Annotated in this window: 22 protein-coding genes; 8 read left to right on the top strand and 14 right to left on the bottom strand. The window is 73.8% G+C overall.

The features are described from left to right. Positions 1-21: 21 nt before the first annotated feature. The 6 genes from ACIBST_RS08185 to ACIBST_RS08160 form a co-directional block, all read right to left on the bottom strand. Entirely contained in the window at positions 22-1,410 is a 1,389-nt protein-coding gene (locus tag ACIBST_RS08185) for a tetratricopeptide repeat protein (protein WP_397170111.1), read from the bottom strand. A gap of 56 nt (positions 1,411-1,466) precedes the next feature. Then, positions 1,467-2,345: a sulfite exporter TauE/SafE family protein gene (locus tag ACIBST_RS08180; RefSeq protein WP_397170109.1), complete on the bottom strand. Its 879-nt coding sequence runs from the start codon at positions 2,343-2,345 to the stop codon at positions 1,467-1,469. 96 nt (positions 2,346-2,441) lie between these two features. Beyond that, a complete protein-coding gene (locus ACIBST_RS08175) occupies positions 2,442-2,678 on the bottom strand; it encodes an SHOCT domain-containing protein (protein ID WP_397170108.1) in 237 nt (78 codons plus the stop codon). A gap of 140 nt (positions 2,679-2,818) precedes the next feature. Continuing rightward, on the bottom strand, positions 2,819-3,592 hold the full coding sequence (locus ACIBST_RS08170; RefSeq protein WP_397170106.1) for a class I SAM-dependent methyltransferase: 774 nt from the start codon (positions 3,590-3,592) through the stop codon (positions 2,819-2,821). A 58-nt stretch (positions 3,593-3,650) separates the two neighbouring features. Continuing rightward, the gene (locus ACIBST_RS08165) at positions 3,651-4,112 is read right to left on the bottom strand and encodes a Clp protease N-terminal domain-containing protein (RefSeq protein ID WP_397170105.1); all 462 of its coding nucleotides are present in this window, start codon (positions 4,110-4,112) and stop codon (positions 3,651-3,653) included. Positions 4,113-4,120: 8 nt separating this feature from the next. Continuing rightward, positions 4,121-4,318 carry a helix-turn-helix domain-containing protein gene (locus ACIBST_RS08160; protein ID WP_352326953.1) on the bottom strand — a complete coding sequence of 66 codons (198 nt, stop codon included), beginning with the start codon at positions 4,316-4,318 and terminating at the stop codon, positions 4,121-4,123. A 57-nt stretch (positions 4,319-4,375) separates the two neighbouring features. On the opposite strand from ACIBST_RS08160, the gene ACIBST_RS08155 reads away from it, so the two are divergent. After that, entirely contained in the window at positions 4,376-5,854 is a 1,479-nt protein-coding gene (locus ACIBST_RS08155; protein ID WP_397170103.1) for an FAD-dependent monooxygenase, read from the top strand. Here ACIBST_RS08155 and ACIBST_RS08150 read toward each other — a convergent pair. Then, positions 5,835-6,482 carry a response regulator transcription factor gene (locus tag ACIBST_RS08150; RefSeq protein WP_352349443.1) on the bottom strand — a complete coding sequence of 216 codons (648 nt, stop codon included), beginning with the start codon at positions 6,480-6,482 and terminating at the stop codon, positions 5,835-5,837. The two genes, ACIBST_RS08155 and ACIBST_RS08150, sit on opposite strands and share 20 nt — an antisense overlap. Next, positions 6,479-7,588, bottom strand: a complete 1,110-nt coding sequence (locus tag ACIBST_RS08145; RefSeq protein WP_397170102.1) for a sensor histidine kinase — start codon at positions 7,586-7,588, stop codon at positions 6,479-6,481. Before ACIBST_RS08145 ends, ACIBST_RS08150 begins: the two co-directional genes overlap by 4 nt. A 94-nt stretch (positions 7,589-7,682) precedes the next feature. On the opposite strand from ACIBST_RS08145, the gene ACIBST_RS08140 reads away from it, so the two are divergent. Both ACIBST_RS08140 and ACIBST_RS08135 read left to right on the top strand, forming a co-directional pair. Next, the gene (locus ACIBST_RS08140) at positions 7,683-9,407 is read left to right on the top strand and encodes a gamma-glutamyltransferase family protein (protein WP_397170100.1); all 1,725 of its coding nucleotides are present in this window, start codon (positions 7,683-7,685) and stop codon (positions 9,405-9,407) included. A 228-nt stretch (positions 9,408-9,635) separates the two neighbouring features. Further along, positions 9,636-10,109, top strand: a complete 474-nt coding sequence (locus ACIBST_RS08135) for a glycoside hydrolase family 25 protein (protein WP_397170098.1) — start codon at positions 9,636-9,638, stop codon at positions 10,107-10,109. Between the two features lie 10 nt (positions 10,110-10,119). On the opposite strand, the gene ACIBST_RS08130 is transcribed toward ACIBST_RS08135, so the two are convergent. Together ACIBST_RS08130 and ACIBST_RS08125 are read right to left on the bottom strand one after the other, a co-directional pair. Next, positions 10,120-11,592, bottom strand: coding sequence for a flavin-containing monooxygenase (locus tag ACIBST_RS08130; RefSeq protein ID WP_397170096.1), 1,473 nt, complete (start codon positions 11,590-11,592; stop codon positions 10,120-10,122). Positions 11,593-11,805: 213 nt separating this feature from the next. Further along, positions 11,806-11,979, bottom strand: coding sequence for a hypothetical protein (locus tag ACIBST_RS08125; protein WP_357990759.1), 174 nt, complete (start codon positions 11,977-11,979; stop codon positions 11,806-11,808). Positions 11,980-12,085: 106 nt separating this feature from the next. Between ACIBST_RS08125 and ACIBST_RS08120 the strand changes: the two genes are divergently transcribed. Continuing rightward, on the top strand, positions 12,086-12,868 hold the full coding sequence (locus ACIBST_RS08120) for an SURF1 family protein (RefSeq protein WP_397170094.1): 783 nt from the start codon (positions 12,086-12,088) through the stop codon (positions 12,866-12,868). A gap of 2 nt (positions 12,869-12,870) precedes the next feature. Then, complete coding sequence (locus ACIBST_RS08115) at positions 12,871-13,182, top strand: DUF3817 domain-containing protein (RefSeq protein WP_352322644.1); 312 nt, start codon at positions 12,871-12,873, stop codon at positions 13,180-13,182. 25 nt (positions 13,183-13,207) lie between these two features. Here ACIBST_RS08115 and ACIBST_RS08110 read toward each other — a convergent pair whose 3' ends face one another. The 4 genes from ACIBST_RS08110 to ACIBST_RS08095 form a co-directional block, all read right to left on the bottom strand. After that, on the bottom strand, positions 13,208-13,399 hold the full coding sequence (locus ACIBST_RS08110) for a hypothetical protein (RefSeq protein WP_352322643.1): 192 nt from the start codon (positions 13,397-13,399) through the stop codon (positions 13,208-13,210). A 105-nt stretch (positions 13,400-13,504) separates the two neighbouring features. Next, complete coding sequence (locus ACIBST_RS08105) at positions 13,505-14,929, bottom strand: glycosyltransferase family 39 protein (RefSeq protein WP_397170092.1); 1,425 nt, start codon at positions 14,927-14,929, stop codon at positions 13,505-13,507. Further along, positions 14,926-15,993 carry a protein kinase gene (locus ACIBST_RS08100; protein WP_352322641.1) on the bottom strand — a complete coding sequence of 356 codons (1,068 nt, stop codon included), beginning with the start codon at positions 15,991-15,993 and terminating at the stop codon, positions 14,926-14,928. The genes ACIBST_RS08105 and ACIBST_RS08100 overlap by 4 nt, the downstream gene beginning before the upstream one ends. A gap of 39 nt (positions 15,994-16,032) precedes the next feature. Continuing rightward, the gene (locus ACIBST_RS08095; RefSeq protein WP_397170090.1) at positions 16,033-16,887 is read right to left on the bottom strand and encodes an arylamine N-acetyltransferase; all 855 of its coding nucleotides are present in this window, start codon (positions 16,885-16,887) and stop codon (positions 16,033-16,035) included. Between the two features lie 72 nt (positions 16,888-16,959). Between ACIBST_RS08095 and ACIBST_RS08090 the strand changes: the two genes are divergently transcribed. Genes ACIBST_RS08090 through ACIBST_RS08080 form a run of 3 tightly spaced genes read left to right on the top strand, consistent with a single transcriptional unit; the run spans position 16,960 to position 22,849 of the window. Beyond that, positions 16,960-17,643: a response regulator transcription factor gene (locus ACIBST_RS08090; protein ID WP_387668586.1), complete on the top strand. Its 684-nt coding sequence runs from the start codon at positions 16,960-16,962 to the stop codon at positions 17,641-17,643. Beyond that, complete coding sequence (locus tag ACIBST_RS08085; RefSeq protein WP_397170088.1) at positions 17,640-21,311, top strand: DUF4153 domain-containing protein; 3,672 nt, start codon at positions 17,640-17,642, stop codon at positions 21,309-21,311. The genes ACIBST_RS08090 and ACIBST_RS08085 overlap by 4 nt, the downstream gene beginning before the upstream one ends. Before the next feature lie 8 nt (positions 21,312-21,319). Beyond that, complete coding sequence (locus tag ACIBST_RS08080) at positions 21,320-22,849, top strand: amidohydrolase family protein (RefSeq protein ID WP_397170087.1); 1,530 nt, start codon at positions 21,320-21,322, stop codon at positions 22,847-22,849. The last annotated feature ends 32 nt before the right edge of the window (positions 22,850-22,881 follow it).

Genomic DNA, 22,881 nt, shown 5'->3' with positions numbered 1-22,881 from the left:
GCGCGGCCGGCGGTCGCGCCCCTAACGCACGCCCAGTCGGCGCCGCAGGTCACGGGCGGTGGCCAGGACGTGCTGGATCTCGCCCGTGCCCGGCCACGGCGCGCTGCCGGGGCGCAGCAGCGTGCCGCGCACCGACGCCAGGTGCTCGACCGCGCTGCGGTGCACCCCGCTCCGCTCCACCAGCCAGCCGATCACGTCGGAGTGGTCGTGCAGCGGCCTGGTCACCACGTCCCAGGTGCCCAGCACCTCCGTCAGGTCGGGCACCGACAGCGGCACGCCGCCCCTGCGGCCGGTGGCCGCCGCCGCCAGCTCCGCGCGGGCGGCCAGCTCGGGCTCGGGGGTGCGCGCCCACGCCTGCGGCGGCGGGTCGGCCAGCCACTCCTCGGCCTCGCCCAGCTCGCCGGCGACCGTCAGCAGCCCGCCCAGCTCGACCGCCGCGCCGTGATGGCCCGCCCGCGCCGCCTGGCGGAACCAGTGGCGGCCGCCTGCCAGGTCGCCGAACTCGGCGATCAGCAGCAGGCCGTAGTTGAAGGCGGACTCGGCGTCGCCGCCCGCCGCCGCCCTGCCGAACCAGTGGCTGGCCGCCGGGGTGTCGCCGAGCTCCACGCAGACGAACCCGGCCATGCGCTGGTCCTCCAGCCGCCCGGCGGCGGCCGCCCGCTCGTACCAGGCGCGGGCCGTACGCAGGTCGCCGCGGGACAGGGAGATGGCGCCGAGGCGGGAGGCGGCGCCCGGGTGCTCGTTCTTGGCGGCCAGCCGGTAGTAGGCCTCGGCGCCCTCGGGGTCGCGGCTGGCGTGCAGGTAGAGGCCCATGCAGTGGGCGGAGTCGGCGTGGCCGCCCCTGGCGGCGTACTCCCACCAGCGCACGGTCTCCTCGTCCTCGCCGGCGGAGTAGGCCAGGAAGCCGAGGTCGTGGGCCGAGGCCATGTCGCCGTCGTCGGCCGCCCTGCGGTGCCACTCGCGGGCCACGCCGGTCTCGCCGGTGTCCTCGCACAGCAGCGCCAGCCGGCGGGCCGCGGCGCGCGACCCGGCCAGGGCCGAGCGTTCGAACCAGGCCCTCGCCGCGCCGGCGTCGCCGCGCTGTTCTAGCAGGAGCGTGGCCAGGTTGGCGGCGGCCTCCGCGTCGCCGGTGGCCGCGGCGGTCTCGTACCAGATGACCGCCTCCTCCAGGCTGCCGTGCTTCTCGTGCCAGACGCCCAGGTTGTACGCGCTGTCGACGTTGCCGCCCGCGGCCGCCAGCTCCCACCAGAGCCGGGCCGCCGCGCGGTCGCCGCGCTGGGCGTAGAGCTTGCCGAGCCGGTGGGCCGCCTGGGCGTCGCCCTGCTGCGCGGCCACCAGCAACTCCGGCTCGTCACCCACCCGTGGCGCCGGAACGGCCGGCGTCGCCACCTCTCCCTGCCACCAGGCCATGGCGACAGAGTGGCACGTGATCATACGATCGCGAACCGTAATCGCCGACAACGGCCCTAGGAGAACCTGATGAACCCGGAATACATCCCCATCCCGCACACGTAACGCAGCGAGCCGGGGCGGTGGGGCGGCAGCCGTACGGTGGCGGGCAGGGCCACGTCGCGCCCGTCGATGGTGACGGTGCCCGTGCAGCCCGGATCGACCAGTTTGAAGATGACCTCGACCGGTACGTTCGCCGGAACGGACACGGCGGCGGGCCGGTAGCCCTCGCGGGTGGCGTAGACCGTGACGGTCCGGGCGGCGGGCCCCGCGGCGGCCGGCGCGGCCTCTCCCGTCCAGCCGCCCAGGTTGAGCCCGGCCACGACGGTCCACAGCCCGGCGGCGACGGCGACGACCCCGGCGAACCTGGCCAGCCGGGTGCGGGAGATCCGCCGCAGCATGTAGCCGAGCAGCGCGAACGCCGGGGCCGTGCCGACCACGAACCCCGCCATGGCCGCCGCGCCCGACAGCGGCGAGCCGCTGGAGACGGCGAGCATCTCCATGCCGATCGTCACCCCGCAGGGCACGAGGACGGTGGCCGCCCCCAGCAGCGGCGCCTTGTACCCGGACGGCCGGACGGGCTCGGCGCACGCGTGCCGCCCGCCGCGCATGAGCCGGACCGCGAACACGATCACGGCGCAGCCGGCCGCGACCAGGAGCACGGCCCGCGCCCGCGGCGGCAGGCCGACCGCCGAGCCGAGCAGCCCGAGCAGCGCCCCCGCCAGCGTGTACGCGGCCAGCCGCCCGGCCAGGAACCAGGCCACCAGCGCCGGGTCGCGGCCGGGGCGGTGGCCGACCAGGCCCACGAGCAGCCCGCCCTGGGCGGCCGTGCACGAGGCCGTGCCCGCCACCAGCCCGGCTGCCACGCCCCCGGCGAACAGGGTGACCGCCTCCACGCTCAGCCCTCCCCGCTCGCGCGCGATGCTTTCGGGGGAAACGTAACGCGGCAGGCCGGATGCGGCCAGTGACAGTTCTTGTACCCTAAGTGATGTTTAGGTGGTTGCGCCCTTGAGCACGGACATCTTCTCGAAGAACTCGTCGTCGCCCAGCTCGCCGCGGGCGTACCGCTCGGCCAGGATCTGCTCCGCCGACGCGGTGGGCCGCTCGGGAACGGCCGCCGGGCGACGCCCCCACCAGCCCTTGCGGCGCGCGGTGACGGTGAGCGCGACGAGCGCGACCCAGAACAGGCCCCAGAAGACCGGGAAGACCGGCCAGAGATGCGGATGCATGACTTCCTCCTTCGTCCTGCCTCCAGGGTCCGCCTTGCGGTGGCGCGGCGAATCGCCCGCCGGGAGCCGCCGCCGCTGCGCCCGGGGGAGTGCTCAGGCCGGCCCGGCGTACGCCCGGGGCGGTAGCGCGCCGGCGCGTCTCATCGTCCGAAGGACGGGTGCGCTTCGGGCCGCCGGGCCTCGATGAGGAACCTGGACGAATGGGCGACGAACGGGCCCTCGGCCTCGATGAGCTCGTGCAGCTCACGCAGCTTGTCGCCGTAGCGGGCGACCGAGAAGCCCGGCACGATCCAGATCACCTTGCGCAGGAAGTAGATCACCGCGCCGATGTCGCGGAACTCCATCCGCAGCCGCTCGGCCCGCAGGTCGGCCACCTCCAGCCCGGCCGCCTCCGCCTCCGCCACGGCCTGACGCGGGTCGCGGGCCGAGCCGTCCTGCGGGCCCATGAAGAACTCGGTCAGCTCGAACACGCTGCGCGGGCCGACCTGCTGCGAGAAGTACGCGCCCCCGGGACGCAGCACCCGGGCGATCTCCGCCCACCAGGTGGCCACCGGATGGCGGCTGACCACCAGATCGAAGACGCCGTCGCGGAACGGCAGGCGCGGCTCGTCGTCGTCGGCCACCACGTACGCGCCGCGCGGGCGCAGCCGGGCGGCGGCCAGCGCCAGGTTGGGCGGCCACGACTCGGTCGCCACCGTCACCTTCGGCAAGGTGGGCAGCCCGGCCAGGATCTCGCCGCCGCCGGTCTGGACGTCGAGCGCCGCCTGCGCCCCCGCCATCCGCCCGGCCAGCAGGCGGGAGTAGCCCCACGAGGGCCGCTCCTCGGTGGCCCGGCCCTCCAGCCAGGAGAAGTCCCAGCCGGCCACGGACACCGTGTCGGCCTCTTCGACCAGGTCATCGTATGTACGCCGCATCCTTCGACCCTGTCAGCGCCCCGGCGCGGCTTCAACCGGATTTCTCCCGTGTCGCCGGTCAGGCGACGCGGGCGCGGACGGCCGCGCGGTCGATCCCGAGCTGGTCGATCAGCCGGGCCACCGGGTCGTGGCGGTCCCGCTCCAGGAGGGCGAGCAGGAGGTGGTGGGGCGCCTGGGACCTGGTCTTCCGCCGGGTGGCCCCGATGGCGGCGTTGATCACCGCGCGGGCGCTCGACGTGAGCGCGGTGCCGGGGACCGGCGGATGCCGGCGGGGCGTCGCGCGCGGGGCCTGGCCGAGGTCGAGGCCGATCGAGCGCAGCGCCTCGCGGTCGAGCTCGTCGAGCGCGGCGCGCGCCCCGGCCAGGTCCACGCCGAGCGCCCGCGCCGGCTCGGCGGCGGGATCGTGCAGCAGGCCGAGCAGCAGGTGCTCGGTGCCGAGCCGCCGGTCGCCGCGCTGCCTGGCCTCGTCGAGCGCCGCGCTGACGACGGTCGCGAAGGGGCTCTTCTCCTTGCCGAACATGGCGATCCTCACTTTCCGTATCTGGCGTGCACGGACTGCCGCGACATGCCGAGCGCGTCGCCGATCTGTTCCCAGGTCCAGCCCTGCTCCCTGGCGGCCGCCACCGACGCCGCCTCGACCTGCTCGGCCAGCCGGTGCAGCGCGCCCACCGCCCGAAGGCCGAGGGCGGGGTCGTTCGACCTGATGCGTTGAGACAGCTCTTCCATGTCCACGCTGTCAGGCTAGATTGACAGGCGGGATTTTGTCAATCTAGCCTGACAGGCATGGACGACGTGATGATCGTGGGAGCGGGCCCGGTCGGGCTCATGCTCGCGGGCGAGCTGGCGCTGGCCGGCTTACGCCCGATCGTGCTGGACAAACGCCCGGAACCGAGCGAGCTGCCCAAGGCCAACGGGCTCGCCGGGCAGATCGTGGAACTGCTCGGCCACCGCGGCCTGCTCGGCCTCCTCGCCGAGGGCAGCGGCTTCGCCGGCCCCGCCCCGGGGTTCCCGTTCGGGCAGGTGCCGCTGCGCTTCGCCGGGCACGACGGCATGCCGCTGCGGCTGCTGCTGATCCAGCAGCCCCGGCTGGAACGGCTGCTGACCGAGCGGGCCGCCCGGCTCGGGGCCGAGATCAGGCGCGGCCACGAGGTCGTCGGGCTGGCCCAGGACGAGGAGGGCGTCACGCTGGAGCTGTCCACCGGCCGGGCCCGCGCCCGGTACGTGGTCGGCTGCGACGGCGGGCACAGCACCGTCCGCGCCCTGGCGGGCATCGGCTTCCCGGGCACCACCGACGACGAGGTGCTGCGGCTCGGCCACTTCGCCCTGGACGAGCAGGGCCCGTTCCGGGCGCCGCGGGTCGAGGGCCTGGAACCCGGCTGGAACCGCACCCCGTCCGGCCGCCTGCTGCTCACCTCGCTGCGGCCCGGCGTGCTCATCGCGGGGGTGCGCGAGCGCGGCACGCTGCCCGTCGGCCCGGTGACCCCGGACGACTTCCGCGCGGCCGTACGCCGGGTGATCGGGCGGGACCTGCCGCTGGGCGAGCCGATCTGGCTGTCCGGCACGGTCGCCCAGGCCCGGCTCGCCGAGCGTTACCGGGCCGGGCGGGTGTTCCTGGCCGGGGACGCCGCCCACCTGTTCCCGGCGGGCGGATCGGCGCTCAACGTCGGCCTGACGGAGGCGGCCAACCTGGCCTGGAAGCTGGCCGCCGTGCTGCTCGGACGGGTGCCCGCCGGGCTGCTCGGCACCTACGAGGAGGAGCGCCGTCCGGTGGCCGCGCGAGCGCTGGCCCAGACCCGCGCCCAGGCGGCGCTGGAACGGGCCCCCGGCGAGGACGGCGACGCCCTGCGCGCGCTGCTCGCCGAGCTGTTCGCCGACGAGCAGCCGCTGCGCCGGCTCGCCGCGCTCCTGCACGGCTCCGACACCCGCTACCCGCCCGCGTCCGGGCTGGAGCACCCGCATCCGCTCGCCGGCCGGTTCCTCCCCGACCTGCCGCTGAGCACGGCGGCGGGGGAGCAGCGGGCGGCCGGGCTGCTGCGGTCCGGACGGCCGGTCCTCCTCGACCTCCGCGACGACCCGGCCCCGGCGCTGCCCGAAGGCGGCTGGATCGACGTGGTGCGGGCGCGGTGCGCCGAGCCGCCCGCCGACGTGCTGCTCGTCCGCCCCGACGGGTACGTGGCCTGGGCCGGGACCGGCGGCCTGGCCGAGGCCGCGCGGGCGTGGTTCGGCGCGGGACCGTCCGCCGTCAGAGCCAGCCCGGCTTGACCAGGCCCGACTCGTAGGCGATGACGACGAGCTGGGCGCGGTCGCGGGCGTGCAGCTTCATCATGGCCCGGCTGACGTGGGTCTTGGCCGTGGCCGGCGACATGAACAGCTTGGCGGCGATCTCGTCGTTGGTCATGCCCGTGCCGACCAGGGACAGCACTTCGCGCTCGCGCTCGGTGAGCTGGTCGAGGCCCTGGGTGGCGACCGGCTCCTTGGCGCGCGAGGCGTACTCGGCGATCAGCCGCCGGGTCACGCTCGGCGACAGCAGCGCCTCGCCCGCCGCGACCACCCGCACGGCCTGGATGAGCTCGGCCGGCTCGGTGTCCTTGACCAGGAAGCCGGACGCGCCGCCGCGCAGCGCCTCGAAGACGTACTCGTCCAGCTCGAAGGTGGTCAGGATGATGATGTGCGGCCCGGGCGGCATCAGGCGGGTGGCGGTCAGGCCGTCGGTGCCGGGCATGCGGATGTCCATCAGCACGACGTCAGGGGCGTGCTCGCCGGCCAGGCGCACCGCCTCCGCGCCGTCGGCCGCCTCGGCGACCACGGTCATGTCGGGCTGGGCGTCCAGCAGGGCCTTGAAGCCCGCCCGGACCAGCGCCTGGTCGTCGGCGAGCAACACCTTGATCACGTTGGGTTCTCCTCGGGTAGGGGCAGACGGGCCTCGACCTGGAAGCCGCCGCCCGACGGGCCGGCGACGAGCGTGCCGCCCAGGGCGGAGGCGCGCTCGCGCATGCCGGGGATGCCGTTGCCGCTGCCTTCCTCCGACAGCACGGCCGGCTTGGTCGCCCCCGTGTCGGCGACCACGATGACCAGCTCCTGGGCGCCGTACTCCAGGCGCACCGACACCCGCGAGCCGGGCGCGTGGCGGGCGGCGTTGGTGAGCGACTCCTGCACGATCCGGTACGCGGCCCGCTCGACCTGCGGCGGCAGCGGCCGCGACCCCACCCGCCTGAGCGAGACCTCCATCCCCGAACGCTGGACGAGGTCGTCGAGGCGGTCGAGCCCGGCCGTCGGGGATCGCGGGGCGCCCTCGCGCAGCACGTTGAGCACCGAGCGCATCTCGCCCAGCACCTCCTTGGACGCCGTCTTGATCGTGGCCAGGGCCGAGCGGGCCTGCTCGGGGTTGGCGTCGATGAGGTGCAGCGCGGTGCTGGCCTGCACGTGGATGAGCGAGATGTTGTGCGCGAGCACGTCGTGCAGCTCCTGGGCCATGGTCAGGCGCTCCTCGCTGGCCTGCCGCCTGGCCTCCTCCTCCGCGACGCGCTCGCGCTCGGCCCGGCGCTCCCTGACGATCCTGACCAGCTCGGCCACGACCATGAACAGCAGGATGAACGCCAGGATCGCCACGCTGTGGAACAGGTCCCGGTTGCCCACCCACCAGGCGTAGCTGAGCAGCGAGGTCACCGTCATGGTCGCCATCGTCCAGGCCATCAGCCGTCTGCCTCCGGTGACCAGGAGGAACAGCAGGACGCCCGGGCTGAGGAAGGCGGGGCCGTAGGCGTAGCCGCCGATGAGGAACAGGTCCATCGCGGCGAGCGCGACGGCGACCGTCAGCAGCGGGAAGCGCCTGCGGAAGAGGATGGCCAGCGGCCCGACCAGCAGCAACGCGTACGCGTACGGGTCGAGCTGCTCCCTGAGGAGACGCTGGCCCCACGTCGCGCCCTGGGCGATCACCAGCTGGGCGACCGCCACGATCAGGGCGAGATAAGGGTCGAAACCGGACTTCCTACGCACGCCTCCACGCTAGGCCACGGCGGCGCGCGCGACATCATCCCCTTGTCCGAGGGGGCCCTACCACGACGGGCGTAGCTGGGTCATCGTGGACACCATGCGCCGTGTGATCTTCTCCGCAGCAGCAGTCCTCATCTCACTCCTGCCCGCCGCGCCCGCGTCGGCGGGCCCCCAGCAGAAGGCCCCGGTCGCCGAGGGGTACGGAGGCGCCGTCGCCACCGTCGACCTCGACGCCAGCAAGGCCGCGATCTCCGTGCTGAGACGCGGGGGCAACGCCGTCGACGCGGCCGTGGCCGCCGGAGCCGTGCTCGGGGTGACCGAGCCGTACTCGGCCGGCCTGACCGGCGGCGGCTTCATGGTGTTGTACGACGCCAGGCAGCGCAAGGTCGTCACCATCGACGGCCGCGAGACCGCCCCGCGCGCGATGACCGCCACCAGCTTCGAGGGCATCCCGTTCGACGAGGGCGTCACCAGCGGCCTGTCGGCGGGCGTGCCCGGCACGCTGGCGCACTGGGACCTGGCCCTGCGCCGGTTCGGCACGCTCTCGCTCGGCCAGGCGCTCCAGCCCGCCATCGAGGTGGCCTCCCGCGGCTTCGTCGTGGACCAGACCTTCCACGACCAGACCGCCGCGAACGCCGACCGCTTCAAGGACATCGCCTCGACGGCCCGGCTCTACCTGCCGAACGGCGCCCCGCCGCCGGTCGGCTCGGTGTTCCGGAACCCGGAACTGGCCAACACGTACCGGGAACTGGCCCGGCGCGGCCCCGGCTGGCTGTACGGCGGCCGGCTCGGCGCCGAGATCGTGGCCACGGTGAAGAAGCCGCCGGTCACCCCCGGCAGCACCCGCAACGTCAGGCCCGGCCTGATGGAGCTGTCGGACCTGCGGGACTACCGCGCCCTCCTGCGCGAGCCCACCAAGATCTCCTACAACGGCATGGACGTCTACGGCATGGCCCCGCCGTCCTCGGGCGGCTCGACCGTCGGCGAGGCGCTCAACATCCTCGAAGCCCTGCCCAAGGTGGGCCTGCACGAGTACCTGGAGGCGTCCAGGCTGGCCTTCGCCGACCGCAACGCCTACGTCGGCGACATCCCCGGCGTGCCGCTGCGCGAGCTGCTGTCCGACGGGTTCGCCAAGGAGCGGGCCTGCCTGATCGGCGACAGGGCCCTGACCAGCCCGGTCGCACCCGGCAGCCCCGACGGCACGTACGGCTCCTGCGCCACCCCGACCGGCAGCGCGACCCCGATCGCGGACGAGGGGCCGGAGACCACGCACCTGGTCGTCGCCGACCGCTGGGGCAACGTGGTCGCCTACAACCTCACCATCGAGTCGACCGGCGGCAACGGCATCGTGGTGCCGGGCCGCGGCGTGCTGCTCAACAACGAGCTGACCGACTTCACCTTCGGCCCCGCCCCCGGCGACCCCAACCTGCCCGGCCCCGGCAAGCGGCCGCGCTCGTCGATGGCGCCCACGCTGGTGTTCGAGCACGGCAGGCCGGTGCTGGCCGCGGGCTCGCCGGGCGGCTCGACGATCATCACCACCGTGCTGCAGATCCTGGTCAACCGGTACGAGTTCGGCATGAGCCTGCCCGACGCCCTCGCCGCGCCGCGGGCCACGCAGCGCAACACCGCCCAGACGCAGGCCGAGCAGGCGTTCCTCGACAAGTACCGCACCGAGCTGGAGGCCAAGGGGCACGGCTTCGCGCTGAACCCCGAGATCGGCGCGGCCACGGCGCTGGAACTGCGCGGCCACGGCCTGGTCCAGGCCGTCGCCGAGCCCGTACGGCGGGGCGGCGGCAGCGCCCTGGTCGTGAACCCGCGCTGAGCGCGCACGGCGGCGGCCCCCTCGCGGGCCGCCGCCCCTCGCGGGGGAGTGCCGGCTTGACTCCGGCATGAGGGAATGTTTGCCCAGGTCACGGGGTGGTGACGGGCATCGCGACGCGCCATGCCGCCGGGCGGGAACCGCCTGCCGCAGCTCATCAGCCGCCGTCGTGGCATTCCGACAGACACCCGTGGGCGGCCCCGGTTCCCCTCAGGAGGAACCGCCACCCGCGTGGACGCCTCCTTCGCCCGCCACTGGGCCGACCTGGGCGCGAAGGGCAAGGTGCGGGGCGCCTACCACTACGGGCACCCGTCGAACGACCCGATCGCCGAGGCCGACCACTTCCTGTCCGTGGTCGACCGGCAGCCGGCCGCCAAGGGCGACCTGCTCGCGCTCGACCTGGAGACCGCCGACGGCCGGTCGGTGACCGAGGTCAACGCCTGGGCCAGGAAGTGGCTGGCGCACGTCCAGGCCAGGACCGGCGTCACGCCGCTGTTCTACAGCGGCTGGAACTTCGCCGACGAGTACGGCCACGGCCTCCAGGGGTACCCGCTGTGGGTGGCCCGCTGCGGCGTGGGCCCCGGCCAGGTGAACGCCCCCGCCGACTGGCAGACCTGGACCATCCACCAGTACGCCGACGCGCCGGTGGACCAGAACGTCTCCGCGCTCACCCCCGTCCAGCTCAAGGCGCTGGGCCGCGGGTGACCCGCCGTCCTCAGTAGATGAGCTCGTACGCCTGCGGCCGCACCCGCCGCGTACGGGCCCAGTACTCGAAGGTGAAGCCCGGCCAGATCGTCCGGTTCACTCCGTGCTCGTCCAGATACCAGGAGCGGCAGCCGCCCGCGTTCCACACGAGCGGGTCCAGGCGCGCGTGCAGCCGGCGGTTGAAGGCGTCCTGGACGTCCTTCCTGACGTCCAGCGCCCTGGCCTGGTTCCTGGAGAGCAGGCGCAGGCACTCGATGACGTAGCGGACCTGCGATTCGATCATGAAGACCACCGAGTTGTGCCCGAGGCCGGTGTTCGGGCCGAGCAGGAAGAACAGGTTCGGGAAGCCGGAGGTGGTGATGCCGTGGTAGGTCTCTATGCCGTGCTGCCAGGCGTCCTGGATCTTCAGGCCGTTCCGGCCGGTGATGCGCTGGTCCTGGAGGGCCTCCACGACCTTGAAGCCGGTGCCGTAGACGATCACGTCGGCCGCGTGCTCCGCGCCGGTCGTGGTCACGATCGAGCGGGGCCGGATCTCGGCGATGCCGTCGGTGACGAGGGTGACGTCCGGCCGGGTCAGGGCCGGATAGTAGTCGCTGGAGATCAGCACGCGCTTGCAGCCGATCGTGTAGCCGGGCGTCAGCCTGCGGCGCAGGCCGGGATCGGGCACCTGCGCCGCCAGGTGCCTGAGCGCCAGCGCCTCGTGCGCCTTCATCAGGCGCGGGTGCACCGCGAAGCCGAGCGCCCGGCTCTCCAGCGCCCAGTAGATGGCCCCGCGCAGGGCCCGCGCCATGCCGGGCAGGGCCAGGACGCGCCGGGCGGCGGGGGAGAAGGCGAAGTCGGGCTTGGGATGGATCCACGGCGGCGTGCGCTGGAAGACGGTCAGCTCGCGCACCCGGGGGGCGAGCCGGGGGACGAACTGGACGGCGGACGCGCCGGTGCCGACGACGGCGACGCGCTTGCCGGTCAGGTCGACCGAGTGGTCCCATTCGGCGGAGTGGAAGGACGGGCCGGCGAAGGATTCCCTCCCCACAATTTCCGGAAATTTCGGGATGTGGAGGGCGCCGATGCCGGAAACGATCGCGTTCGTCCGGATGGTTGCGCCGTCCTCCGTGGTGACCGTCCAGTTCCGGCGGTCGTCGTCGTACTCCAGGGACGTGACGTGCTTGTCGTAGCGGATGTGGGGGGTCACTCCGTACTTGTCCGCGCACCTGCGGACGTAGTCCCGGATCTCGGCCTGCGGGGCGAACATCCGCGACCAGCCGGGGTTCAGCTCGTACGAGTAGGAGTACATGTGCGACGGCACGTCGCACGCGCAGCCGGGGTAGGTGTTGTCCCGCCAGGTGCCGCCGAGGTCGGCGGCCTTCTCCAGGATCACGAAGTCGTGGTAGCCGGCCTGCTTGAGCTTGATCGCCATGCCGATCCCGGCGAAGCCGGTGCCGATGATCACCAATCCTGGCTCGGCCACTGAACCCCCTGACCTCATGAACCCCTTGACGTGCTGCTTGAGCCTCTCCTCGGCTATGGTGTCCGGTGTATTGGACGTAATGTCCAAAGTAGTCAGTCGTCAGCCGCCGGTCCAGGGGCGTCCTGTCATGAAGCCCGTCACACCGACCGGCCGGTATGTGCCAGGTGTGCGGAGACGGCGAAGACCCGCCACGGCGTCGGGGCGGGTGGGGTGTCCGTGTGCGGTTGGGTGTTAGCGGAGCAGCAGGAAGGCGGCGACGCCGATGATCACGATCACCACGGCGACCGCGAGGATCGGCAGCAGCGGCGACTTCTTGGGGGCCGCCGCGGCCTCCTGCTCCTGGCGCTGAGCGAAGGCGCGGAACTGCTGGGTGTTGCCCGCGGGATCGATATGCTGGTCAGACATGGCCAGCAGCCTAGCGCGATGGCATGGTCCATTTGCACCCCTTTGCCACTACCTGTAGGCATGGGCTGATGAGGGGACCACTCCCCCCGGCGGATAGCTTTGAGGCATGCTCCGGACCCTGCTCTCGCCCCGCGTCGTGGGGCTGCATCTGCTGACGATCGGGGTCCTCGTCGCGTTCATCCTGCTGGGCCGCTGGCAGCTCGGCGTGTTCCAGGACTCCGGCAAGCCGCACGCGGCCGTCGATCCTGCGCCCGTGGGGGTCGCCACGCTGGCCCAGGTGGGCGGGCAGATGGAGGGCGAGGCCGTCGGCCGCAGGGTCGCCGCCGAGGGCACGTACGAGGCCGCCCGGCAGCTCCTGGTCGCCGACCGGCGGCCCGACGTCGACGCCCCCGGCGGCAACGTCTCGCGCGGCCACGGCTACTGGGTGCTCACCCCGCTCAGGCTCGACGACGGCACGCTGATGCCGGTCGTGCGCGGCTGGGTGGCCAAGGCGGACGATCCGGGCGTCGCCGCCGTGCCGCAGGGCCGGGTCACGGTGCAGGGGCGGCTGCGGGGTCAGCAGGGCACCGACAGCGTCCAGCGGCGGGCCGAGGGGCTGCCTCCCGGCCAGGTGCAGACCGTGTCCACCGGAGAGCTGATCAACCTGTGGACCGGCCAGAAGCTGCGGACCGGCTTCATGGTGGCGCAGCCGCCGTCCGGCTCGCTCACGCAGGTGAAGATCCGGCCGCCGGAGGTCGGCGGCACGCTGACCTGGCGTAACCTGGCTTATGCCGCAAACTGGTGGATCTTCGCTGGATTCGCCGTCTTCATGTGGTTCCACTTCGTACGCGACGCCGTACGGGCGGATCGGGACCGCGACAAGTCCCCCGAGATGGTTCTGGAAGGTTAACGGTGGAATCGGCTCTCAAGCCCTTCCGGGTGCTCGCCTACGTGGTCGGCGTCATGCTGCTCATCCTGTGCGTCGCGATGGTGCTGCGCTACGGCTTCGGCGCCGCCGAGCTGTCGAAGATCGTCGCGCCCATCCACGGCGGCCTGTACATGATCTACCTCATCACCGTCATGAACCTGGGCATGAAGGCGCGCTGGAGCTGGCCGTACATGCTCGGGGTCATGCTCGGCGGCACCGTCCCGTTCCTGTCGTTCTACGTCGAGCGCAGGGTGCACAGCCGGGTGCGGTCGGAGCTGAGCGCGGCGAGGGCCTGACGACCCCCGCCGCGGCTCGCGGGCCTCAGCCGCCAATCCCGCGCCTGCGGGCCCGCTTGAGCCGCTCGCGCTGCGACGGGTCGAGCATGAGGTAGCCGACCACCGGCGCCGCGACCGCGCCGAGCACCACCAGCAGGGTGATCCAGCCCGGCAAGAAGATCAGCGAGAGCAGAACCGCGGCGCCTGCGCCGATGACGTACTTCTGAACTGGCGACATCCCTGGCTTCCTCCGAACGCGGAGCCCGCGCCCCGCCTCTCCCACATTCTGCGTCGCCCGTCCAACGAGTGGACCCGTGCCTGAGGTTCCATGACGCGATGTATCTCAATTGTTGCGGGACCAGAGGGTGAGGTGGATCGAGCCGAACGTGCGGGTCTGTCCTGGGACGAGCGTTCTTTGGAGGGTGCGGTAGCGCTCGTCGTCGGCGTACTTCGTCCCGATTCTGGGGGAGACGAGCCAGACCCGGTCCACGCCCTTCAGGGCCGCGTCCAGTTCGGCGGCCGTGCGCGGGCCGGGCGCGCCGGGCGCGCGGGTGAGGTCCGTCAGGCGGTCGTACGGGGCGCCGTACACGGCCACGAACAGCCGGAAGCGCTGCGGCACGAACAGCACCCGGTCGCCCGGACGTTCCTCCGCGGCCAGCGTGGCGGCCAGCGTGCGCAGGTCGTCGGGACGGGCGGCGGGCTGCCTCATCGCCGCCTGCGCGGGGAACACGAGCACGGCGAACAGCGCCAGGGCCGCCACCGGCACGGCCCGCCAACGCACCCCGGCCAGGCCGATCCCGGCGAGCACCGCGAGCAGCGGGACCGCGAAGAGCACGTAACGCGGATGGTAGACGGGCTGGACCTGGGAGATCGCGAACGAGAGCGCCACCGGCAGCACCGCCCACACCGCCACAGCCGGGGCGCGCACGGCTCCCCACAACGCGGCCGCGAACAGCACGGCCGCGCCCGCCCCCGCGACCTCACCGGGGAAGGCGGCCAGCTCGGCCCAGCCGGGGGCCCTGAGCCAGAACACCTGGGCGTCCCGCTGACCGGCGGCCAGGACCAGCAGCGGCACGAGCGCCGCCCCCGCCGCGCCGACCGCGACCGACGTCCGCACGACGGCGGACGACGGGTTCGCGGTGAGCCGGCGGCGGAGTGCGGGCAGCCAAGCGGTGAGCAGGTGGGCGGGGACGAGCAGCAGGGCGTACAGGTGCAGCCAGCCCAGCAGGGCCACGCTCGCGCCGTAGGCCGCGCAGACCCCCGCGCCCGGACGGTCCAGCAGCTTGACCAGGAGCCACGTGGCCAGCACGGCGACCGCGCTCACCAGGGCGTACGAGCGGGCCTCCTGGGCGTACCGGGCGGCGACGGGGGTGAGGGCGTACAGCAGACCGGCGTACAGGCCGGCGGGGGTGCCGGCCAGGCGGCGGCCCAGGGCCGCGACCCCGAGCGCGGCGGCGGTGAAGGCGAGCACCGAGGGCAGCCGGACGGCGATCTCCGGCGGCCAGGGAAGCGCGGCGAAGGGCCGCAGCAGCAGGTAGTAGAGGGCGTGGACGGCGTCGAGGTCGGCGAGGAAACGGCGCAGCTCGCCGAACGGCATGCGCGCGACCAGCGCGCTGACCGACTCGTCCCGCCACAACGACGGCCCCGGCAGCCCCCAGGACCCGGCCGCCGCGGCGACGCCGGCGGGCACGAGCGGCCACCACCGGCCGGCGTCCCGCGTGACGGAGCCGGCGCCGGCGGCGCGCGGCAGGACGGGCACGCGGGTCATCGCCGCGGGCCCATGACCGCCCGCAGCTCGTGCCGGAGGACTTCGGGGGCGGGCCGGTCGGCCGGGTTGCCCGACAGCAGGCGCACCAGGACGGGAGCCAGCGCCCCGGCCCGCGCCAGCGACGCCCCCGGCGCGGGCGGCACCCCCTCCACCGCCATGAACAGGGTGGCGCCGAGGGACCACAGGTCGGCGGCCGGGCTCGCCACCCCCTCCGGAGCCGTGTACGCCGGGACGGTGCCCGACCGCAGCGGGGCGACCAGCGTGGCCCGCCCCTGGTCGGAGATGAGCACGCCGCTCGGCTGCACCGCCCCGTGCCGGCCGCCCATGGCCTGGAGCTGGTCGAGCAGGGCGAGCCCGATCTCGGCCACCTCGGCGGGCGGGAGCGGTCCAAGGGCGCGGACGACCTGGTCGAGCGGCTGGTCGAGGGCCAGCCGCTCCAGCGTCTCGCGGACCACCTCCACCGGCGGCGACCCGGCGGGATGCAGCATGGCGCGGATCAGCGACCGCAGCGGATCGGCGCCCTCGGCGGGCACCTGGCCGGGCGGGCGGCCCTCGACGGCGAAGTGCAGCGTGGCCGCCAGCGACCACAGGTCGGCCGAGGGCCGCATGCTGAGGCTCGGCACCCCGAACCCGGTGAGCACCGCCCTCCCGGTGCTGGTCAGCAGCACGTTCCCGGGGCTGACCTGCCCATGGACGATCCCCGCCGCGTGCGCCACGGACAACGCCGACAGCACGCAGACGCCCATCCTGGCCACCTGGACGACGGGCAGCGGCTGCCGCGCGCGTACGGCCTGCTCCAGCGACACCCCCGAGACGAACTCCATGACCAGCCAGGGCACCCGGTCCTCGACCAGCACGCCGAGCACCCGGGCGATCGAGGCGTGCCGCAGCCCCGCGGCCCTGCGCGCCTCGTGCAGCGCGGACTCGCGGAGCTCGGGCGGGATGCGCAGCTCTCTGACCGCGACGTCGCGGTGTTCCGTCTCGTCGAAGGCCAGCCGTACGGACCCCGCGCCCAGGGGGTTGAGCAGCCGGTAGCGCCCGGCCAGCTTCCTGGTCTCAGCCATGTCGAGTGCACGATAGCGCTCGACCGGCCCGCCCGGCCATCACGCGGTCCGGCCGGTCAGCCACGCCTCGTGGGCGTCGTGCAGCCTGCTCCAGAGGCGCTCCTCGTCCTGGTCGGTGAGGTCGTCGAAGGTCAGCGCGAACACGTCGCCGAGCGCCGCGAAGTAGTCGCGGGCCGTGTCCAGGGTGATCGAGTGGCTGCCGGCGCCGACCCGGGTCAGGACGAGCCCGCGCAGCGTGTCCACGCCCGAGGCGTCGCGCCTCTGCACGACGGCGGTGCGCACGAATCCGGACGACGGTGACGTCGACAAATGGTTGTGCATATCAGCGAAAGCGGACATCTCCGTTGGGGTCCGCTCGAAATCCATCCCTTCGAACGAACCGCTCGGGTCATGGTCGAACCGCCACCCGCCGGGCGCGACCTGCGACGGCCGCAGGACGTACGTGAACGGCCCCTGCCGGTACGCGCCCGCGACCAGCGGCAGCGGCTCGTGCAGGCCGTCCCCGAGGCCGAGGTCGGCCAGCCACTCGCCGCCCGGGTTGTCCTGGCTCGGCAGGCCGCGCACGGTCAGCACGAGGTGGTTGCCGGTGACGCCGGGCTCGCTGCCGGGGTTCTGCACGCCGCCGACGTGCCTGGTGACGTCGTAACCGAGGCTCCTGATCAGCTCGGAGAAGGCGCCGTTCAGGTGGTAGCAGTAGCCGCCGCGGCCCCTGATGATGCGCTCGGCGGACTCGACGGGATCGAGGGAGGTGGGGCGGCCGAGCCAGATCTCCAGCGCCTCGTAGGCGACCTTCTCGACGTGCGCGACGTGGAGCGCGCGCAGGCCCTCGGCGCTCGCGGGGGCGTCTATCAGGTGGGACAGGCCCAGACGGCTGAGGTAGCCAGCGGTGTTCACGCGGCAAGTCTGCACCAGATGTGCACAAATTATGGAGTGTCGTCTGCACAGCGCACTTCTAGGCTTTCGTACGTGGCAGAGCAGCGGCGCGTCCTCGTGGTCGAGGACGATGTGACGATCGCCCTGGCCGTGCGGAACAGGCTGGCCGCCGAGGGTTTCGACGTCCGGGTGGCCGGCGACGGGCAGGACGCCCTCGTCCAGTACGGGAAGGCGGAGCCCGATCTGGTGATCCTCGACCGGCTGTTGCCGGGTCTGGACGGGCTGGAGGTGTGCCGCAGGATGCAGGCGGCGCGCCCGGTGCCCGTCCTCATGCTGACCGCGCTCGGCGAGGAGACCGACGTGCTGGTCGGGCTGGGGGTGGGGGCCGACGACTACCTGGCCAAGCCGTTCAGCATGCGCGAGCTGGTGGCCAGGATCCACGCGCTGCTGCGCCGGGTGGAGCGGGCCGCCCAGCTCGCCGTCGAGGACACGGTGATCAGGGTGGGCGAGGTGGAGATCGACACGGCCGCGCGCCGGGTGTTCGTGGGCGGGATCGAGGCCCAGCTCACCAGGACCGAGTTCGACCTGCTGCGACGGCTGGCCGAGCGTCCAGGGCAGGTGTTCGAGCGCGACCGGCTGCTGTCGGACGTGTGGGGCTTCTCCGAGGCCGCCGCGACCAGGACCGTGGACAGTCACGTCCGCGCGTTGCGCCGCAAGCTCGGCTCCGACGTGGTGCGCACCGTCCACGGCGTGGGCTACGCCCTGGTCCGGCAATGAGGCCGCTCGACTTCCTCGGCCGCATCAAGGTCAAGCTCGGCATCGTCATCGTGCTCGCGGTGGGCACCGCGTTCGTGGTGAACGAGGTCGGGCTGAACGCCGGGTTCACCCGGGACGTCCGGATCGTGGTCGCGGTCATCCTCGCTCTGATCATGGTCCAGGTGCTGGCCATGGGCATGACCAAGCCGCTGCGCCAGATGGCCAGGGCCGCCCAGACCATCGCCAAGGGCAGCTACGGCCTGCGGGTCAGCGCCACCTCGCGGGACGAGGTGGGCGAGCTGGCCAGGGCGTTCAACGCGATGGCCGCCGACCTCGGCGAGGTGGACCGGCAGCGGCGCGAGCTCGTCGCGAACGTCAGCCACGAGCTGCGCACCCCCATCACCGGCCTGCGCGCGGTGCTGGAGAACGTCGTGGACGGCGTCTCCGCGCCCGACCCGGTCACCATGAGGACCGCGCTCGCCCAGACCGAACGGCTCGGCCGCCTGGTCGCCCAGCTCCTCGACCTGTCCAGGCTCGACTCCGGCGTCCGGCTGATCGAGCCCGAGGCCGTCGCGCTGGCGCCGCTGGTCGAGCAGGCCGTGCGGGAGGCGGGGCTGGCCCGCGAGGACGTCACGATCGAGGCGTCGGTGCCCGGCGGGCTGGGGGTGCGGGCCGATCCCGACCTGCTGGCGCAGGTGCTGGCGAACCTGCTGGACAACGCCGTACGGCACAGCCCTCCCGGGGGCGTGGTGACGGTGGCGTGCGGCGCGCAGCGGGACGGGGCTCGGCTGGTGGTGGCCGACCAGGGGCCGGGCATCCCGGCGGCGGCCCGGGGGCGGGTGTTCGAACGGTTCTCCCGGCTGGACGCCGGGCGCGCGGCCGACTCCGGGGGCGCGGGGCTGGGGCTGGCGATCGTCAAGGAGGTCGTGGAGCTGCACGGGGGGTCGATCCGCATCGACGATTGCGCGGGGTGCCGCATGGTCGTCGACCTACCAGGAAGGACGACGATGACGGACACACCGTTCGACACGGGGACGACGGCTGGCCAGGGGACGACGGCGGGCCCGCACATGACGGCGGGTCAGGGCATCCCGGCGGCCCCTGGGACGGCGGTGGATCAGGGCATCCCGGCGGGTTCGGGAACGACGGTGGGGCAGGGCATCATGGCCGGGCAGGGCGTGATGGCGGCTCAGGGCGCGATGTCGGGGGAGAGCGTGACGGCCTCGGGAACGCCGGCCCAGCCGGCCACGGCCGATGACACGCCGCTCACCCAGTCAACGACAGACCCCGGCCCGCTCGCGGCATCCGGCACCCCCAGCGGGGTCGGCGTACCCGCAGCGTCCGGTGCTCCCGGAGGGGCAGGCGCTCTCGGAGGGACCGGTGCTCCCGAAGGGGCAGGCGCTCTCGGAGGGTCGAGCGCCCCCAACGGGACTGGGGCCTCCGCAGGGGATGAGGCACCCACAGGGGGCGGTACCGCTACAGAGGCTGGCGACACCATAGGGGCTGACATCCCCGCAGGGGCTGCTGCCACGCCGGTGTCTGGTGCCGCCGCAGGGGCGGGCGTGTCCCCAGGGGCTGGGATCCCGGCAGAGCCTGGCAGCACCATAGGGGCGGGCATACCGGCAGGGGCTGGCGGCCCAGCAGAATCCGGCACTCCCGCAGAGGTCGGGGTCGCCGCAGGGGGCGGGGTGCCTGCGTGGTCAGGGGCGTCGGCGCGGGCCGGGACAGCGGCGGGGGCTGGGGTGTCGGCGGCGGGTGGGGCGTATCAGGCGGCCGGTCCGGCGCAGCCCGCGACGGCGGGTGCGGCTCCAGCGGCGGTGGGAAGCGGGGGGCTGGCCAGGATGGTCGGTGGCGGGGTGCTCGGGGTGATCGTTGGCTTCCTGGGTGGTCTGTTCGCTGCCGTGCTGGTTTCGATGACCGTCGGTGACGGCCTCGCGCTCGTCACCCTGGTCATGGTGACCGCCCTGGGCGGCGCGCTCGGCATGGCGCTGGGCGCGAGCTCAGTGCGCAGAACGGCGGCCTACCAAGCCGCCTACCAGGCCGCCACGCACCAGGGCGCCGCCTACCAAGGCGCCGGGTACCAGAGCGCCGCCTACCAAGGCGCCGGGCACCAAGGGGCCGCGCATCAAGGCGCCGCTTACCAAGGCGTTGCGCATCACGAGGCTGCCCATCAAGGGGCGGGGCGGGGCTTGGGAGGGGGTGGGGGCGGGCAGGCGTATGTGCCGCCGCCGCTCTTCCCCAGGCCCGAGCTGCCCCCTGCCCCGCGCTGGCTGCTGCCGGCCGCCGTGGGCGCGGGCGTGTTCGCCGCCGTGGCGCTGCCCGAGGCGCAGGTCGGGCTGGGGATCGTGCTCGTCGCCATGGTGCTCGGCGCGGCGGCGCTGCCGGCCGTGCTGCGCAGGATGACCCCCTGGACGCTGGCGTTCGGGATGACGGCGTACTGGCTGATCTCCATGACGGCCGTGCGCGACGCGGACTGGCTGGTCGCGATCCTGCTCATGGCGGGGGCCGGGCTGGGCGCGCTGGCGGTGTCCGGGGCGGGGGCGGGATGGCTGGGCGTGGTCAGGGGCGGCATGTCCGTGGTGCTCGCGCTCGGCCCGGTGCCGTGGTTCCTCGCCGGTCCGTTGCGGAAGCTGACCGCCAGGCGGCGGATCCTGCCGGTGCTCGCGGGGCTCGGCATCACGGTCGTGCTGGTGCTGGTGTTCGGGCTGCTGTTCGCCTCGGCCGACGCGGTGTTCGCCGCGTACGTCGAGCGCCTGACCAGCACCCCGGCCTGGGCGGACTCGGTGCCTTCGCGGATCTTCGTCTTCGGGTTCGTCGCCGTGGTGCTGGCCGCCACGGTGCTGGTGGCGCTGCGGCCGGTGATCGACCCGGTCGGTCCCGGGCACAAGTTCGGCGTCAGCAGGAGCGTGTGGCTGGTGCCGCTGGTCGCGGTGAACCTGCTGTTCTCGGCGTTCGTGGCGGTCCAGATCAGGGTGCTGTTCGGCGGCGACGGCTGGGTGCTGCGGACGGCGGGCCTGACCTACGCCGAGTACGCCAGGCAGGGGTTCTTCCAGCTCGTGGTGGTCAGCGTGTTCGTGCTGGGCATCGTCGCGGTGGCCGGGGGGCTGCTGCGGACCGAGCGCGGCGAGCGCTGGCTGCTGGCCGTCATGCTCGGCGTGCTGTGCGGGCTGACCCTGGTGGTGCTGGCCTCGGCCCTGCACCGGATGAGCCTCTACACCGACGCCTACGGCCTGTCGCGGCTGCGGATCTCGGTGCAGGCGACGGTGTGGTGGCTGGGCGCGCTGTTCGCGCTGGTGCTGCTGGCCGGGGCGGTACGCCTGGCGGGCCGCGGCTCCGGTTGGCTGCCGCGCACGATCGTCCTGGTCACCGGGCTCGGCCTGGGGGCGTTCGCGATGGTGAACCCCGATCTGCAGGTCGCGCAGACCCAGGTCGAGGTGCGCGGCGTGACCAACATGGACTCCGACTACCTGGGCGACCTCGGCGCGGAGGCCGTGCCCGCGATCGACCGGCTGCCCGAGCCGCAGCGCAGTTGCGTGCTGGCCGACGTGGTCCGCGCCAACGGGCTCGACCGCCCCGACCCGTGGAACGGCTGGAACCTCGCCCGCGCGCGGGCCAGGGACCTGCTGGCCGAGCGGCCCGTCGTCCGCCCGGTCACGTGCCCATCGGCGTCCTCGCGCGGCTCTGATTGAATCTTGGTGTGAGGTTCGACGTAGTCATCAGCGGCGGGCGGGTGCTCGACGGCACGGGCGCGCCGCCGTACCGGGCGGATGTGGGCATCGCGGGCGACGAGGTCGCGGCGGTCGGCAGGCTGGGCGGCGCGCAGGCCGGGACGGTGATCGACGCGACCGGCCGGTTCGTCGCGCCGGGCTTCGTCGACTGCCACGCCCACGGCGACGCCGCCGTGTTCGACCCGGCCGTGCAGCTCGCGGCGTTGCGGCAGGGGGTGACCACGTTCGTCCTGGGACAGGATGGTCTGTCCTTCGCGCCGGGGTCGGCGGCGACCGTCGCCTACGCCTCCCGCTACTTCGCCGCCGTCAACGGCGCCCTGCACGAGGGCCCGCTGAGCGTGGCCGAGCTGCTCGACGGCTACGACCGCGCGGTGGCGCTGAACACGGCCTACCTGCTGCCGCACGGCACGATCCGCTACGACGTCCTCGGGCCCTCGCCGGAGCCGGCCTCGCGGGCGGAGCTGGCCGCGATGGTCGAGCGGGTCGAGCGCGGGCTGTCGGAGGGCGCGGTCGGGCTGTCCACGGGGCTGGAGTACCTGCCGGGCCGCTACGCCGACGCGGCCGAGCTGGCCGCCCTGTGCGCGCCCCTCGGCGGCCTGCCGTACGTCACCCACATGCGGGCCTACGGCGCGAACGCCGGGGTGGGCATGGCGGAGGTCGTGGACATCGCCGCCCGTTCGGGCGCGGCCGTGCACGTCTCCCACCTGCACGGGCCGGCCGACGTGCTGCTGCCGCTGGTCGGCAGGGCGCACGACGACGGCGTGGACCTCACCTTCGACACCTACCCCTACCTGCGCGGCAGCACGATCCTGGCCATGGTGGTGCTGCCGCCGTCCGTGCCGGGCGCCGACACCGACGCGGCACTGGAGATGATCGCCTCGCCCGAGCTGGACGAGTGGTGGGCGGGGCTCGGCGAGGTCTACCCCCGGCTGACCGTCTCCCACGCGCCCGGCCTGGAATGGGCCGAAGGGCTCGCCCTGCCGGACGCCGCGGAGCGGGCCGGCATGACGCCCGCCGCGTTCTGCCGCCACCTGCTGGTGGCGACGCGGCTGGAGGCCGGGTGCGTCTCCGCGCGTCCCGACGAGGGCCCGGCGGGTGAGGAGTCCGTACGCCGGATCCTGCGCCACCCTTCCCACACCGGCGGCTCCGACGGCATCTACGTGGGCGGTCATCCGCATCCGCGCGGGTTCGGGGCCTTCGCCCGGTTCCTCGGCCGGCACGTCCGCGAGCTGGGCGACTGGACGTGGGAGCAGGCGGTCGTGCACCTGGCCTCCCATCCGGCCCGGCGGTTCGGCCTCGACCGGCGCGGGCTGGTACGCACCGGGCACGTCGCCGACCTGGTGGTGTTCGACCCGCTCACGGTGTCGGACCGGTCGACGTACGCCGATCCGCGCACCCCCGCGCACGGCGTCGACGACGTGCTCGTCTCCGGCGTACGGGTGCTGACCGGCGGCGAGCTGACCGGGGCCGTTCCCGGACGGGCGCTTCGATCACGCTGATCCCGCCTGGGATAAGGTCAGACGCGGATAAA

It is taken from the genome of Nonomuraea sp. NPDC049684, from assembly GCF_044465345.1.
In the GTDB taxonomy this organism is placed as follows: Bacteria; Actinomycetota; Actinomycetes; order Streptosporangiales; family Streptosporangiaceae; genus Nonomuraea.
The sequence above is the reverse complement of the archived record's forward strand: the minus strand, read 5'-3'. Positions and strand labels throughout refer to the sequence as shown.